Below are 14004 nucleotides of genomic sequence, written 5' to 3'. Positions count from 1 at the left end.
CGCCATGACCGACAGACAGCTTCTTCTGAAGATCCGCGACCTGCATCTGGAAGGGCAGAGCGACGAGACCTGGATGCCCATCGTCAACGGCATCGACCTGGACCTGCACCGCGGCGAGGTACTGGGCCTGATCGGCGAATCCGGCGCGGGCAAATCCACGCTGGGACTGGCCGCGATGGGGTTCACCCGCGATGGCGTGCGCATCTCGAAAGGGTCGGTCGAATTCGACGGGATCGAGCTGACCAACTCGAGCCTCGAGGACAAGCGCAACCTGCTGGGCAAGCGCATCGCCTATGTCGCGCAGTCCGCGGCCTCCAGCTTCAACCCCGCGCACAAGATCATCGACCAGCATACCGAGGCGCCCGTGCGTCACGGCGTGCAGGGCAAGGCCGAAAGCCAGCGCGACGCGATCGAGCTTTACGAACGGCTGCGCCTGCCCAACCCCGAAGAGATCGGGTTCCGCTATCCCCACCAGGTGTCGGGCGGACAGCTGCAGCGGGCCATGACGGCGATGGCAATGTCCTGCCGGCCCGACCTCATCATCTTCGACGAACCGACCACCGCGCTCGACGTGACCACGCAGATCGAGGTGCTGGCCGCGATCCGCAAGATCGTCGCCGATTTCGACACCGCCGCGATCTACATCACCCACGATCTTGCCGTCGTGGCGCAGATGGCCGACCGCATCAAGGTGCTGCTGCGCGGGGACGAGGTCGAAACCGCCGACACCCGCGAGATGCTGACCAATCCGCAAGAGGACTACACCCGGTCGCTCTGGGCCGTGCGCAGCTTCGAGACCGAGGCCAAGCCCGCACCGGCCGTCGACGCCACGCCCGTGATCTCGATGTGCGGGGTCACCGCGGCCTATGGCAAGATCGACGTGCTGCACGATGTCAGCTTCGACATCCACAAGGGCCGCACCGTGGCCGTGGTGGGCGAATCCGGCTCGGGCAAGTCCACCGCGGCCCGGGTCATCACCGGGCTGCTGCCCCCGCGCGAGGGGTATGTCGAATTCGACGGCCAGCCTCTGCCCGGCGACTATCGCAAACGCTCGAAAGAACAGCTGCGGCAGGTGCAGATGATCTACCAGATGGCCGACACCGCGCTGAACCCGCGCAAGACCATCGGCGAACTGATCGGGCGCCCGGTGCAGTTCTACACCGGTCTGCGCGGCACCAGGCGGCGCGAGAGGGTGCGCGAGCTCTTGTCGGAGATCGAGCTTGAGCCGGACCGTTTCATCGACCGCCGGCCCTCGGAACTGTCGGGCGGGCAGAAACAGCGTGTGGGCATCGCCCGGGCGCTGGCCGCGGAACCCCGCTTCATCATCTGCGACGAGGTCACGAGCGCGCTGGACCAGCTGGTGGCCGAGGGCATCCTGCGGCTTCTGGCGCGCCTGCAGGACGAGTTGGACCTGTCCTACATGTTCATCACCCACGACCTGGCCACCGTGCGCGCCATCGCCGACGAGGTCGTGGTGATGAAGGACGGATCGGTCGTCGAACAGGGGCCCAAGGGCCAGATGTTCACGCCCCCGCACCACCCCTACACCGACCTTCTGCTGTCGTCGGTGCCCGAGATGGACCCCGACTGGCTGAACAACCTGCTGGCCGAACGCGGGGCTGGAAACATCGGCGACGCCGCTGTCGACAAAATGTGATGCAAGAAGCGTAGGCGCCAACGGGAGCCGGGGCAGGATTGCTGTAAGCTAGGCCTGACCGCCCCTTCGACCCCGCGGCGCGAGAGACAAGAACAGACCAAGAGATACGGGAGAGACCAATGACCAATATTTCCAGACGTGGCCTGCTGCGCACCGGCGCCGCCGCGGGTGTCCTTGCAGCCTCGGGCCTGCCGCTGCGCGCGCAAGACGCCAAGCGCGGCGGACGCCTGCGCATGGGCCTGAACGGCGCCAACACCTCGGACAGCTGGGACAGCCGGACCCATTCCGACATCTTCATGACCTCTTCGGCGCAGGGCGCGGTCTTCGACAGCCTGACCCAGGTCAGCGCCGAGGGCAGCCTGGTCGGCGAACTCGCCACCGACTGGGAGGCCTCCTCCGACGCCAAGACCTGGACGTTCAACCTGCGCGACGGCGTGACCTTCCACAACGGCAAGCCGTTCAACGCCGACGACGTGATCGAATCGCTGCAGCTGCACGTCGCCGAAGGCTCGAAATCGGCCGCCGCGCCGATCGTCGAAGGCGTCGAGATGAAGAAGACCGGTGACCTGCAGGTGCAGTTCACCCTGCCCACCGGCAACGCCGATTTCCCCTTCCTGCTGTCCGACTACCACCTGCTGATCTATCCCGCGGGCCAGATCGAGGAGGCGATCGCCAAGGGCATCGGCACCGGCCTTTACCGCGTGCAAAGCTTCGACCCCGGCGTGCGCTTCGTCGGCACCCGCGTCGACAGCCACTACAAGGACGGCGAAGCCGGCTGGTTCGACGAGATCGAGATCATCGCGATCAACGACCCCTCGGCCCGGATGAACGCTCTGATGACCGGCCAGGTCGACGTGATCAACGACATCGACTTCAAGACCGAGCCGTTGATGCGGCAGAACCCGATGATCGAGGTCTTCGAGGTCACGGGCAACCACCAGTACACCATGCCGATGCTGACCGACACGGCGCCCTTCGACGACGTCAACGTGCGCCGGGCGATCAAGTACGGCATCAACCGCGAAGAGATGGTGCAGAAGATCCTGCAGGGCCACGGCATGGTCGGCAACGACCACCCCATCGGCCCCGCCAACCAGTATTACGCCGAAGACCTCGAACAGCTGGCCTTTGACCCCGATCAGGCGAAATACCACCTCAAGCAGGCGGGCCTCGATTCGATCAATGTCGAGCTTTCGGCCGCGAGCACCGCGTTCAACGGCGCCATCGACGCCGCGCAGCTGGCGCAGGCCTCCCTGGGTGTGGCCGGCATCAACGTCTCGGTCATCCAGGAACCCGCCGACGGCTACTGGTCGAACGTCTGGCTGAAAAAGCCCTGGTGCCTGTCCTACTGGTCCGGCCGCGCGACCGAGGACTGGATGTTCTCCTCCGCGCTCGAAGCCGGCGCTCCGTGGAACGACACCCACTGGGACAACGAGCAGTTCCAGAAATGGCTGATCGAGGCGCGCGGCGAGCTGGACAGCGAAAAGCGGGCCGAGATCTACCGCGACATGCAGAAGATGCTGAGCGAGGACGGCGGCTATATCGTGCCGATGTATGCCAACCTGACCGGCGCCGCCTCGACTCGGCTGGGCCATGGCGAAGCGATTGGCAACCTCTTCAAGGCCGACAACAACCGCCTTGCCGAACGCTGGTGGTTCACGGGCTAAAATCACCCGCCCCGTCCGGGCCGGAAACGCGGCGCGAGGGTTCCCCTTCGCGCCGCGTTCGCGTTTCGCGGGGGGCGTTCCGTGCTCCATGCCCCGCTGCCGAGGTCCCCTCGGCAGGCCGCTGACCGCGACCGCCAAAGCTCAACCCTTTGTGAGCGGGGTCGATTCGCATCCCCTTGCGTTTACTTCGCGCGATTCGGATGCCACAGGAGGATGGCCGCCGCTGCCGGGCGGTCTCTCCGCGGTTATCCGCCGGTGACGATTTCTGAGGAGCCTGACCTGATGACGACCCGCCGCAACTTCATCCTGTCCGCGACAGCCAGCTTGGGCGTCGCCCCTCTGGCCGCCCGGGCCAACGTGTTCGAGCCGCACCACTCGCTCGAAGAGATGCGGCCGCGCCGGGTGCAGGTGCGCTACGACGTCGAGCCCGGGTCGATCCACGTCTTTCCCGACATCTTTCACCTGTACTTCATCACCGCGCCGGGCGAGGCCATCGAGTATCATGTCGCCGTGGGCGAGGCGGGCCGCAATTTCCAGGGCAATGCCACGATCCAGCGCAAGGCCGAGTGGCCCAGCTGGACGCCCACGCAGAACATGATCGACCGCGAGCCCGAGACCTATGCGAAATTCGCCGGCGGCGTTCCGGGCGGCCCGGACAACCCGCTGGGGGCGCGCGCGCTGTATCTCTATCGCAACGGGCGCGACACGATGTATCGCATCCACGGCACGCCGCAGCCCTGGACGATCGGCACCGCCGTGTCTTCGGGCTGCGTTCGGCTGATCAACGACGACATCGTCGACCTCTACCAGCGGGTCGAGGTCGGCGCGTCGGTCAAGGTCTACCGCAACGCCTTCGGCTGATCGCCTCACGGGCCTGCAGGCTCACGGGCCTTCAGGCCCCCTTTGCCGGGCCCGCTTGCTTCCAAGCGCGGCCCGGTTTCGTTTTCAGGTCGCCGGTGCGAAGGTCACGGCCCGGCAAACTCCCTGTCATGGGTAAGCGAGGGGACGCGGGCGTGGGCCCTGTCGACCTCGTCCAGGTCTAGATCGACCAGGGTGATGCCCGGCGCGGTGCCGCCATCGGCCAGCACCTCGCCCCAGGGCGCGACGGCAAGGGAATGCCCGTGGGTGCTGCGGGCGCGCCCCTCGGTCGCGGCATGGGTCCCGCATTGCGCCGGCGCCAGCACATAGGCGCCACATTCGATGGCACGGGCGCGCAGCAGGGTTTCCCAGTGCGCCGCCCCCGTGACCGGAGAGAACGCCGACGGCACCGTCAGGATCTGCGCCCCCGCCTGCCCCAGCGCCCGGTAAAGCGCCGGGAACCGTACATCGTAGCAGATCGTCATCCCGATCCGGCCCAAGGGTGTCCGGGCCAGCACGGCTCGGTCGCCCGGACGATACCCGGCGGATTCGCGGTAGGTCTCGGTCTCGCTGACCGTGACATCGAACATGTGGATCTTGTCATAGCGCGCGGCGACGGTACCGTCGGGACCGATCAGGAAAGACCGGTTTGCAAAGCGCCCATCGGGGTCGTCGGTCTTCACCGCGAGTGAGCCCAGAAGCAGCCAGATGCCGCAGTCCCGCGCCACCTCGCGCATCCGCGCCAGCGTCGGGTCCGTAGCTTCGGGCTGCAGCACCGCCAGTTGCCGGCTGCGCGAGGCCGAGACGCAGTTCGTGACCTCGGGCGTCAGGACAAAGCCCGCGCCCCCGGCCGCGGCGTCGCGCACATAGCCCTCGGTCACGGCCAGGTTGGCCTGCGGGTCGTCCGAGCTTTGCAGTTGGATCAGGGCGGCGCGCATCGGTCCTAGCCCTGCGCGGCGCTGCCGGTCAGCATCGGGTCCAGCTTGCCCGCGGCATCCAGCGCGTAAAGCTCGTCGCAGCCGCCGATATGGGTGCCGTCGATGAAGATCTGCGGGAATGTGCGCCCACCCTTGGCCCGGTCGATCATCACCGCCTTCTGATCGGGGTCGCGGCCGATGTCGATTTCGGAATAGCTCGCGCCCTTCTTGTCCAGCAGGCGCTTGGCGGCTTGGCAGAAGCCGCACATCGGGCGGGTATAGATTTCGATCATGGCCATGCGGGGGCGGTCCTTTTGCGAAGAGTGTTACGCAGAACCTAAGTCTCCGGGGCGACGCGCGCCAGTACCAGCACCGAAACCCGGGCCGCCCCGGCCGCCTGCGCCGCGCGGGTCGCGGCCCAGAGCGTCGCACCCGAGGTCATCACGTCGTCGATCAGCACCACGTCCGCCCCGCGCAGAACAGCGCCCAGGCGGGGATGCGGGCGGATCGCCCCCTCAAGGTTGGCAAAGCGCCGCGCCCGGTTCAGTCCGTCCTGCGAGGGCGTGCGCGCGACGCGGATCAGGGCCTGCGGCGCCGACCGCCCGCCAGCCAACCGCGCCACGGCCCGCGACAGCAGGGCCGCCTGATTGTAGCGGCGGGCGATCCGGCGGGTCCAGTGCACCGGCACCGGCACCATGACCTGCCCCGCGCGGATCATCGGGCCCGCCCCCGCAAGCATCCAGCCCGCCGCCGGTCCGGTCAGGTCGAGCCGGTCGCCATGCTTCAGCGCCAGCACCAGCCGCCGCGCCGATCCGGCATAGCTCAGCGCGGCGCGCCCCGCCTCCCACGGGGGCGGGGCGGCAAGGCAGGCATCGCAGCGCACCGCCCGCCCGTCGGGTTCGTCGCCCGGCAGCGCCGCGCCGCAAGCGTCGCAGACCAGCCCCGTCAGGAACGGCATGTCGCGCCAGCAGGGGCCGCACAGCCCCGGCGCCGCGACAGGCGTGTCGCAAATCGCGCAATGGTGCGGATAGATCAGGGACAGAAGGCTTTGCATCATGCGCGGGCCAGGCCTATCTGACTGGTCATGCAAAGCCCTCCGACCCTGACCGATATCGCCACGCTGGCCGCGCACCGCCGCCGCACCCGCGACACCGCGCTGTTTTTGCACGACGAGGCGATCCTCGAGGTCAAGGAGAAGCTCATCGACGTTAACAGGACGTTTACGCGCCCCTGCATCATCACCGGACAGCCCAAACCCTGGGCCGCGGCCTTTCCGCAGGCGAAGATCGTTCCGGATGACGAGATCCTGGACCTGCAGGAGCAGGCGCATGACCTGGCCATCCACGCGATGTCGCTGCACTGGGCCAATGATCCCGTGGGCCAGCTGGTGCAGATGCGCCGGTCGCTGCAGCCCGACGGCCTGGCGATCGCCGTGCTGCCGGGCGGACGCACGCTGCACGAGCTGCGCACCGCGCTGGCCGAGGCGGAAAGCCGGATCACCGGCGGCCTGTCCCCGCGGATCGCGCCGATGGCCGAGATTCGTGACCTGGGCGCGCTGTTGCAGCGGGCGGGATTCGCCCTGCCGGTGGCGGATTCCCTGCCGCTGGCCACGCGCTACGCCGATGCATTTCGACTGATGCACGAACTGCGCCACATGGGCGAGGCCAACGCCCTGGCCGAGCGCGACCGGCGCCCGCCCCCGCGCGCCCTGTTCCCTCTGGCCGCCGCGCTTTACGCCGAGAACTTCCCGTCCGAAGGGGGCATCGCCGCGACGTTCGAACTGGTGTTCCTGTCGGGGTGGGCGCCGTCGTCGACCCAGCAGCAACCCCTGCGCCCAGGCTCGGCCCGACAGCGACTTGCCGATGCGCTTGGCACCGACGAGCAGCAGGCCGGGGACACCGCGACGCCGCGCCGCGATTGACCGGAGGCGCAAGTCGGTTATCTCGGGACCAGACCCCCAACGGCTGGACAGGAGAGACCGTGATGCAGGACCAGGCCCCCCGGAAGACGCCGGAGCATGCGCCCGCCGATCACCCAGCCCTGCCGCCCAAGCGGGTCGGCGTGCTGGTCGCCAACCTCGGGACGCCGGACGGCACAGACTACCGGTCGATGCGGCGCTACCTGGGCGAGTTCCTGTCGGACCGGCGGGTCATCGACTACTCGCCCTGGGTCTGGCAGCCGCTTTTGCAGACGGTGATCCTGTCGAAACGGCCTTTCACCTCGGGCGCGGCCTACCGCACGATCTGGAACGAGGAGGCGAATGAAAGCCCCCTCATGACCATCACCAAAAGCCAGACCGCCAAGCTGCGCGAGCGGTTCGCCGGCCGATTCGGCGACCAGGTGCAGGTCGAATTCGCGATGCGCTACGGCAACCCCGCGACGGCGGCGACGCTGAAGCGGATGGTCGAGGCGGGGTGCGAACGCATCCTGTTCTTCCCCCTCTATCCGCAATACGCGGGCGCCACGACGGCGACGGCGAACGACGCCTTTTTCCGCGCGCTGATGAAGGAACGCTGGCAGCCCGCCAGCCGCACCGTGCCGCCCTATTTCGACCGGCCCGACTATATCGCGGCGCTTGCGGGGTCGGTGCGCCGTGCCTATGCCGACATGGCTCAGGAGCCCGACATCCTGTTGTGCTCGTACCACGGCCTGCCCGAGCGCTACCTGAAAGAGGGCGATCCCTATCACTGCCAGTGCCAGAAGACGACGCGCCTGCTGAAAGAGGCTCTGGGCTGGAGCGACGACCGCATCGCCACGACCTTCCAGTCGAAATTCGGCCCCGAGGAGTGGCTGAAGCCCTACACGGTAGAAGAGGTTGCGCGCCTGGCCCGCGCCGGCAAGAAGCGCATCGCGGTGATGGCACCCGCGTTTTCGGCCGACTGCATCGAGACGCTGGAAGAGATCAACGCCGAGATTCGCGACAGCTTTGTCGAGGCGGGAGGGGAAGAATTCGCCTATATCCCCTGCCTCAACGACGAGCCCGCGCATATCGACGTGCTGGCCGCGGTGATCGAGGAGAACCTTGCCGGCTGGGTGGGCTGAACCGCCGGGCGCCGGGTCCACCGGCGCCTATCCTGCCCGGCAGGCGCATCACCGCGCCGGTTCCGGGCGAAGCGATATTCGGGCGCATAACGCGTTGGGCAGATAGCGCGTTGGTCAGATAACGCTCTGGCCAAATAAAAACGGCGGACCGAAGGCCCGCCGTTTTAAGTCTTTCGAACCGTCGTGAGACGATTAGTCGTTGGCGACCACAGCGGCGACGACGGCCAGCAGCAGCAGCGGAACGACGATGCCGCCCGACGACGAGCTGGTTTCTTCGACGACAACGGGGGCTTCCATGACGGGGGCCGGCTGAGGAGCCAGACCGCCAGCGAAAGCACCGGTAGCGGCGACCGAAAGCGCGGTGGCGAGAGCGAGTTTCTTCATACTATCCTCCAGTATTCGCCTGCGTCCGTTTTTCTAAATATCGGTTGCAGGCACCCAAGACTGTACCTCGTTCCTGCGTTTAAGCAGCATTGCAGGCACGTTGCAAATGTGGACACGCCCGCTAAAGTTCCGCCAGCGTTGAATTTCGTCATATTGGCAACACTTTGCATCCTGTTGCCGCTATGCCGCGCATCGCGACGCGCGGCACTGTCGCAAACTGCGCAACCATCGGGCGATGCCGGACCGCATCTTCCCCGATAGCCGGGCCTCGTGGCCCGCCCGGGCAACATATCTGCGTGATCCGGGGGGCCGCATTGCGGATTTTCCTCCCCCCCGGGCGACAGGCTCGGCTATGTCGGCCAGCGAGGGAATCGCCCGGCAGTCCGTCGGCCCATTCGATCCGTCCCGCGCGCCGTCCGGCCCCGCCGCAGGCCGCGGGCGGGGTTTCGGCACCGCGCGTTTGCGGGTAGATTCCGGCCTGATCTGCAACGGGGATAAGAACTTGAGACGCGTTTTCGCCCTTGGCCTGCCTGCCGCCCTTCTGCTTGCCGCCTGCGCGGCGCCTCTGCCGCCGGTCCAGGTGGGCCCGGATGGCGAACCCGTGGGCCGCGCCTATCGCCTGACCGAGGCCGACACCGACGACGTGCAGTATCGCGTGCTGGATGCGGCCAACGCGCTACGGCAGGCCGCGGGCCTCCCGGCGCTGCAACTGAACGCCGCGATGAACGCCGCCGCCGCCACGCATGCGCGCGACATGTCGATCCAGAACCGGCCGTGGCACTTCGGCTCGGACGGGTCCTCTCCGATCGACCGGGTGCGTCGCGCGGGGTACACCGGCACGGTGGTGGGCGAAAACATCTCGGAAACCTACGAGACCGAGCTTCAGACCCTCACCGCGTGGATGGACGAAGGCCCGACGCGCAAGACGGTGATGGATCCCCGCGCCCGCAACATGGGCGTGTCGTGGTTCCAGGAGCCCAACGGCAAGATCTGGTGGACCATGATCACCGGGACCTGACCCCGGACCGCGGCCCCTTCCCCGCGGGCGGAGGGGCCGGTTTTTGCCTGCGTTCAGGCGCCCGTACGGACCCCGAACGCAGGCGGGCCAGGCGGGCCGCGCTCACCGACCTTGGATCAGGGCAGGATGGTGATCGGGGTGCCGTCCTTCACCATCGCGTAGATGTCTTCCATCTGGCGGTCGGTCACGGCGATGCATCCGGCCGTCCAGTCGCGCGGCGCACCCTTCTTGTAGTAGGGGCCCTGGCCGTGGATGAAGATGTCGCCGCCGGGGCGCTGACCCAGCGCCTTCGCCTGCGCGACGTCGATCACGTTAGGATAGTTCATGCCGACCGACAGGTGGTAGCGGCTGTTGGGGTTGCGGCGGTCGATGATGTAGGTGCCTTCGGGCGTGCGACCGTCGCCTTCGACCCACTTGTCGCCGACGGGGGCGAAGCCCAGCCCGATGTCGTAGCTTTTCAGCTTCTTCGAGCCGTGCATCAGGTACATTTCCCGCTTGTTCTTCATCACGATGACCCGCGTGACCTCGGGGCCGTTATACGTGCGGAACTTCGAGTCCCCGCCGCAGCCCGAAATCAATGCCACCAGCAGGAAGACTCCGACCCAGCGGAAGATACTCATGGAATTTACTGCCCCGATTTTTGTGATTTCGGGGGACTATAACGGCGACGGCAGGCACCCGGAACTCGCGATCGCGTGATCGGTGCGCGACGAAGTGCCGTCAGTGGCGGGAAAACCGCGCCGCCAGTTCCACATGCGTGGACCAGCGGAACTGGTCGACCACAGCGATCCAGTCCAGCCCGTATCCCGCCCGCACCAGACGTGCCGCATCGCGGGCAAAGGTCGTGGGGTTGCAGGATACCGCGGCGATGGTCGCGGGCCCGGCCTCGGCCAGCGCGTCGGTCTGCGCCTCGGCGCCCGCGCGGGGCGGGTCGATCACGGCGGCATCGAAGCGCGACAGCTCATCGGGCAGAATCGGACGGCGGAACAGGTCGCGCGTCTCGGTCGTCACCCGGCGCAGGCCCGGGGCGTGGCGCCAGCCGCGGTCCAGCGCCGCCAGCATCGCCGCGTCGCCCTCGACCGCGTGCACCTCGGCGCGTGCGGCCAGCGGCAGGGCGAAGGTGCCCCCCCCGGCGAACAGGTCGACCACCCGGTCGGCGTTGCCAACCGCCTCGGTCACCGCCGCGGTCAGTGCCGCCTGTCCGTCGCGCGTGGCCTGCAGGAAGGCGCCCGCGGGCGGCACCACGCGGGCCGTGCCCAGCGTCTGGCCGGGCGGCCGCGCCTCGGCCAGCTGCTCGCCGTTCCACGTCAGCCGCGCCACGTCCGCTTGCCCGACCCAGTCGGCAAGCGCCACGCGCAAGTCGCGGTCGAGCGGCTTGCCCCCCGACACCGCCAGATCGAGCCCGTCCTCGGAAAGCGTCACGTGCAGCGCCATCTCGCCCTTGCGCGACCCGCCGAGAACCACCAACCGTTCGAACGCAGGCAGGGCGGCCAGGATTTCGGGCCGCAGGACGAGGCATCCCGGGATCTCGGTCAGGGTTTCCGAGGCGCGGCCGTGGAACCCAACCAGCGCGCCCTTCTTCGTGCGATGCCCCGACAGGACCGCCCGGCGACGCGAGTTCGCAGGGGAGGTGGCAATGCCGCGGATCGGCGCATCCAGATCATGGGCGGCCAGCGCGGCACGCACGACATCCGCCTTCCACCCCGCGACGAAGGGGTCGGCGGCGTGTTGCAGCGCACATCCGCCGCAGGCCCGGTAATGACGGCAGGGCGGCGACACCCGCTCGGACGAAGGCTCAACGATGCGCGGCGCGGCGATGCGGTCGCCCGTGACCTCGCCCTCGATCAGTTCGCCCGGCAGGGTGCGGGCGGCAAAGACGGGTGCCCCGTCCGGGCCGCGGGCGATGCCGTCGCCCAGATGGCCAAGGCGCTCAATACGAAATTGCGGCATCGGGTGCCTCCGACGTCCAGCCCGACAGGTAGGTCCGCACATCGCGGGGCCTGCGCAGGTGGGACACGTTCAAATGCGGATTCTGCGCGATCAGCTGCGCGACACGATTGCGGTTCGGCACGCGCGTCCGCAGGATGAAGCCAAGGAACTCGGCATCCAGCTTTTCGGGGCAGAGCGCGGGAAGATCCGGCCGCGTCCGCCCGCGCCATGCCAGCCAGCGGCGCAGCACCCGCCACAGACGCAGGCCCACCGGCAGATCCAGCCAGATCAGCGTATCCGCCCGCGCGGCACGGTCGTTCCACGTCCGCGAATGGCCCCCTTCAAAGATCCACTCGGGGCGGGCGTGCACCTCGCGGCACATCCGGGTCTTTTCTTCCGTGCTGCGTTCGATCCAGCCGGGTTTCCAGTGAATCTTGTCGATATGCACGACGGGCAGGCCAGTCGCCTCGCCCAGCTGGCGGGCGAGCGTGCTTTTGCCCGACCCCGGGCCGCCCACGATCATCACCCGTTTCACGCGGTCGGATCCTCGAAGTTCATGAAGCCGCCCGACTGCCGCCGCCAATAGCGGGCATAGACACCGTCCAGCGCAAGAAGCTCGGAATGCGTGCCCTGTTCGACGACGCGCCCGGCCTCGAGCACGATGATCCGGTCCATCTGCGCGATGGTCGACAGGCGGTGGGCGATGGCCAGCACCGTCTTGCCCTCCATCACCCGGTCGAGTGCGGACTGGATCGCCGCCTCGACCTCGCTGTCGAGCGCGCTTGTCGCTTCGTCCAGCACGAGGATCGGCGCGTCCTTCAGGATCGCGCGGGCCAGCGCGATGCGCTGCCGCTGCCCACCCGACAGCTTGACCCCCCGCTCGCCCAGATGCGCGTCATAGCCGGTGCGGCCCTTGAAATCGGTGAGGTCGAGGATGAAGTCGTGCGCCTCGGCCCGGCGGGCGGCTTCGAACATCTCCTCGTCGGTGGCGTCCGGCCGACCGTAAAGGATGTTGTCCCGCGCCGAGCGGTTGAACATCGCGGTTTCCTGCGTGACCATCCCGATCTGGCGCCGCAGGCTTTCCTGCGTGACGGTGTTCACGTCGTGCCCGTCGATGCGCACCGCGCCTTCCTCGGTCTCGTAGAGCCGCAGAAGCAGGGCCACCAGCGTCGACTTGCCCGCGCCCGAGGCGCCGACGATGCCGACCTTCTGGCCCTTGCCGATGGTCAGGTCGATGTCGCGCACGCCGCCCTTTTCCTGCCCGTAGGCAAACGTGACGTCGTCGAACCGGATCTCGCCCCCGGTATCGAGGTCGACCGCCCCGGCCCGGTCGGTCAGCGCGTGCGGCGGGGTCAGGGTGTTCATCCCGTCCTCGACCTCGCCCATGTTGGCGTAGATCCCCATCAGCGTGAAGCTGACCCAGCCGGTCATCTGCGCGATACGGATGGAAATCGCGCCCGCCGCGGCGATGTCCCCGGTCGAGGCCGCGCCCTGCCCCCAAAGCGCCAGCGTGCCCCCCACCAGCACCACGGGCAGGATCCCCGCCAGCGACATCAGCGCAAAGCGGAAGCTGGCCGAGACCAGCCCGAATTCGATCACCCGGTCGCGGAAGGTCGAGATCGCGCCCAGCGCCGCGCGATCCTCGAATTCGGCATGGGCGAACAGCTTCACCGTCTTGATGTTGGTGATGGTGTCGACGACCTGCCCCGACACCATCGCCCGGCTGGCCGCGCGGCCCTGCGCGCGCAGGCGGATGCGCGGCATGAACCAGCGGATCAGCCCGATATACGCGCCCAGCCACACGAACAGCGCCACCGCCATCACCCAGTTGATCGTCGTCAGCAGCAGCGCCGACCCGATCAGCGAGGCCAGCGCGAAGAACACGACGTTGATGACCTCGCTCGCGACCTCGGTGATCGCGCGGCTGGTCTGCATCTGTTTCTGCGCGATACGCCCGGCAAAGTCGTTGTCGAAGAAGGTCACCGCCTGCCCCAGCGTCCAGCGGTGCAGCCGCGACAGGACCAGAGGATTGACGTTCGGCGCCACGATGATCGAGTTCGAGGCCGAGGACAGCCCGAAGAGCACCGGCCGCAGGATCAGGAAGAACGCCGCCACGGCGATCATGAAGCCCGCGTTCTCGGAAAACAGCCGGGCGGGGTCCGAGGCCAGCGCCACGTCGATCACCTGCCCCAGCAGCACCGCCGTCACGACCTCGGCCACGCCGGCGGCGGCCGAACAGGCGGCCGCGATCCAAAGCCACTTCCACGCCCCGCGCAACGCCCATCGCGCGAACGCCATCAGCGTGCGCGGCGGCGGCCCGTCCGCAGGGCGGAAGGCATCGATCACGTCGGCAAGCCTGCGGAAGACTCCGGCCGGTGAAGCTGTGGGCGCGGGGAAGGTCATCGGCGCTTATCTATGCCTTTGCCGGACAGGGGCAACAACGAACCGCCCCGCCCCCGGTGGATTCCGCCCGGCTTCGGCGGTGGGCCGCCTCCGTCGGCGCAGGCCCTGCGCGGGGGTCGGGCAGGGGGC

General features: G+C 68.1%; 14 protein-coding genes. 6 read left to right on the top strand and 8 right to left on the bottom strand.

All coding sequences use genetic code 11. The features are described from left to right. Window positions 1-4 precede the first annotated feature (4 nt). The 3 genes from EKE94_RS11665 to EKE94_RS11655 all read left to right on the top strand — a co-directional run bounded on the left by EKE94_RS11665 (window position 5) and on the right by EKE94_RS11655 (window position 4185). Entirely contained in the window at window positions 5-1657 is a 1653-nt protein-coding gene (locus tag EKE94_RS11665) for an ABC transporter ATP-binding protein (RefSeq protein WP_127906770.1), read from the top strand. A 119-nt stretch (window positions 1658-1776) separates the two neighbouring features. Continuing rightward, complete coding sequence (locus EKE94_RS11660; protein ID WP_127906769.1) at window positions 1777-3324, top strand: ABC transporter substrate-binding protein; 1548 nt, start codon at window positions 1777-1779, stop codon at window positions 3322-3324. 282 nt (window positions 3325-3606) lie between these two features. Next, entirely contained in the window at window positions 3607-4185 is a 579-nt protein-coding gene (locus EKE94_RS11655; protein ID WP_164870899.1) for a L,D-transpeptidase, read from the top strand. Window positions 4186-4289: 104 nt separating this feature from the next. On the opposite strand, the gene EKE94_RS11650 is transcribed toward EKE94_RS11655, so the two are convergent. The 3 genes from EKE94_RS11650 to EKE94_RS11640 are packed head-to-tail and all read right to left on the bottom strand — an operon-like array spanning window position 4290 to window position 6153. Beyond that, window positions 4290-5120 (bottom strand): carbon-nitrogen hydrolase family protein, encoded by an 831-nt coding sequence (locus EKE94_RS11650; RefSeq protein ID WP_127906768.1) that lies wholly within the window; start codon window positions 5118-5120, stop codon window positions 4290-4292. 5 nt (window positions 5121-5125) lie between these two features. After that, a complete protein-coding gene (gene grxC / locus EKE94_RS11645; RefSeq protein ID WP_127906767.1) occupies window positions 5126-5398 on the bottom strand; it encodes a glutaredoxin 3 in 273 nt (90 codons plus the stop codon). A 38-nt stretch (window positions 5399-5436) separates the two neighbouring features. Continuing rightward, on the bottom strand, window positions 5437-6153 hold the full coding sequence (locus EKE94_RS11640) for a ComF family protein (RefSeq protein ID WP_127906909.1): 717 nt from the start codon (window positions 6151-6153) through the stop codon (window positions 5437-5439). Window positions 6154-6183: 30 nt separating this feature from the next. On the opposite strand from EKE94_RS11640, the gene EKE94_RS11635 reads away from it, so the two are divergent. Together EKE94_RS11635 and hemH are read left to right on the top strand one after the other, a co-directional pair. Beyond that, window positions 6184-7020, top strand: a complete 837-nt coding sequence (locus EKE94_RS11635) for a methyltransferase domain-containing protein (RefSeq protein ID WP_127906766.1) — start codon at window positions 6184-6186, stop codon at window positions 7018-7020. A 62-nt stretch (window positions 7021-7082) separates the two neighbouring features. After that, entirely contained in the window at window positions 7083-8141 is a 1059-nt protein-coding gene (hemH, locus tag EKE94_RS11630; protein ID WP_127906765.1) for a ferrochelatase, read from the top strand. 192 nt (window positions 8142-8333) lie between these two features. Here hemH and EKE94_RS11625 read toward each other — a convergent pair whose 3' ends face one another. After that, on the bottom strand, window positions 8334-8525 hold the full coding sequence (locus EKE94_RS11625) for a hypothetical protein (RefSeq protein ID WP_127906764.1): 192 nt from the start codon (window positions 8523-8525) through the stop codon (window positions 8334-8336). Between the two features lie 502 nt (window positions 8526-9027). Here EKE94_RS11625 and dalA point away from each other — a divergent pair. Then, complete coding sequence (gene dalA / locus EKE94_RS11620; protein WP_235855990.1) at window positions 9028-9543, top strand: divisome-associated lipoprotein DalA; 516 nt, start codon at window positions 9028-9030, stop codon at window positions 9541-9543. A gap of 116 nt (window positions 9544-9659) precedes the next feature. Here dalA and EKE94_RS11615 read toward each other — a convergent pair whose 3' ends face one another. The 4 genes from EKE94_RS11615 to EKE94_RS11600 form a co-directional block, all read right to left on the bottom strand. Beyond that, window positions 9660-10163 carry a L,D-transpeptidase family protein gene (locus EKE94_RS11615; RefSeq protein ID WP_127906762.1) on the bottom strand — a complete coding sequence of 168 codons (504 nt, stop codon included), beginning with the start codon at window positions 10161-10163 and terminating at the stop codon, window positions 9660-9662. 100 nt (window positions 10164-10263) lie between these two features. Further along, on the bottom strand, window positions 10264-11493 hold the full coding sequence (locus EKE94_RS11610) for a class I SAM-dependent RNA methyltransferase (protein WP_127906761.1): 1230 nt from the start codon (window positions 11491-11493) through the stop codon (window positions 10264-10266). Further along, window positions 11474-12007 carry a P-loop NTPase family protein gene (locus EKE94_RS11605; protein WP_127906760.1) on the bottom strand — a complete coding sequence of 178 codons (534 nt, stop codon included), beginning with the start codon at window positions 12005-12007 and terminating at the stop codon, window positions 11474-11476. Before EKE94_RS11605 ends, EKE94_RS11610 begins: the two co-directional genes overlap by 20 nt. Next, window positions 12004-13875: an ABC transporter ATP-binding protein gene (locus tag EKE94_RS11600; protein ID WP_127906759.1), complete on the bottom strand. Its 1872-nt coding sequence runs from the start codon at window positions 13873-13875 to the stop codon at window positions 12004-12006. The genes EKE94_RS11605 and EKE94_RS11600 overlap by 4 nt, the downstream gene beginning before the upstream one ends. Window positions 13876-14004 lie beyond the last annotated feature (129 nt).

This window comes from Mesobaculum littorinae (assembly GCF_004011175.1).
Classification (GTDB): domain Bacteria; phylum Pseudomonadota; class Alphaproteobacteria; order Rhodobacterales; family Rhodobacteraceae; genus Tranquillimonas; species Tranquillimonas littorinae.
Note: the sequence above shows the minus strand (reverse complement) of the source record. Positions and strands in the feature narration are given on the sequence as shown.

Excerpts from the sequence above, each read along its gene's own strand:
- hemH (WP_127906765.1), top strand. The coding sequence starts at position 7,083 with ATGCAGGACCAGGCCCCCCGGAAGACGCCGGAGCATGCGCCCGCCGAT.
- EKE94_RS11665 (WP_127906770.1), top strand. The coding sequence starts at position 5 with ATGACCGACAGACAGCTTCTTCTGAAGATCCGCGACCTGCATCTGGAA.
- EKE94_RS11610 (WP_127906761.1), bottom strand. The coding sequence starts at position 11,493 with ATGCCGCAATTTCGTATTGAGCGCCTTGGCCATCTGGGCGACGGCATC.
- EKE94_RS11640 (WP_127906909.1), bottom strand. The coding sequence starts at position 6,153 with ATGCAAAGCCTTCTGTCCCTGATCTATCCGCACCATTGCGCGATTTGC.
- EKE94_RS11625 (WP_127906764.1), bottom strand. The coding sequence starts at position 8,525 with ATGAAGAAACTCGCTCTCGCCACCGCGCTTTCGGTCGCCGCTACCGGT.
- EKE94_RS11615 (WP_127906762.1), bottom strand. The coding sequence starts at position 10,163 with ATGAGTATCTTCCGCTGGGTCGGAGTCTTCCTGCTGGTGGCATTGATT.
- EKE94_RS11600 (WP_127906759.1), bottom strand. The coding sequence starts at position 13,875 with ATGACCTTCCCCGCGCCCACAGCTTCACCGGCCGGAGTCTTCCGCAGG.
- EKE94_RS11650 (WP_127906768.1), bottom strand. The coding sequence starts at position 5,120 with ATGCGCGCCGCCCTGATCCAACTGCAAAGCTCGGACGACCCGCAGGCC.
- grxC (WP_127906767.1), bottom strand. The coding sequence starts at position 5,398 with ATGGCCATGATCGAAATCTATACCCGCCCGATGTGCGGCTTCTGCCAA.
- EKE94_RS11635 (WP_127906766.1), top strand. The coding sequence starts at position 6,184 with ATGCAAAGCCCTCCGACCCTGACCGATATCGCCACGCTGGCCGCGCAC.
- EKE94_RS11660 (WP_127906769.1), top strand. The coding sequence starts at position 1,777 with ATGACCAATATTTCCAGACGTGGCCTGCTGCGCACCGGCGCCGCCGCG.
- EKE94_RS11655 (WP_164870899.1), top strand. The coding sequence starts at position 3,607 with ATGACGACCCGCCGCAACTTCATCCTGTCCGCGACAGCCAGCTTGGGC.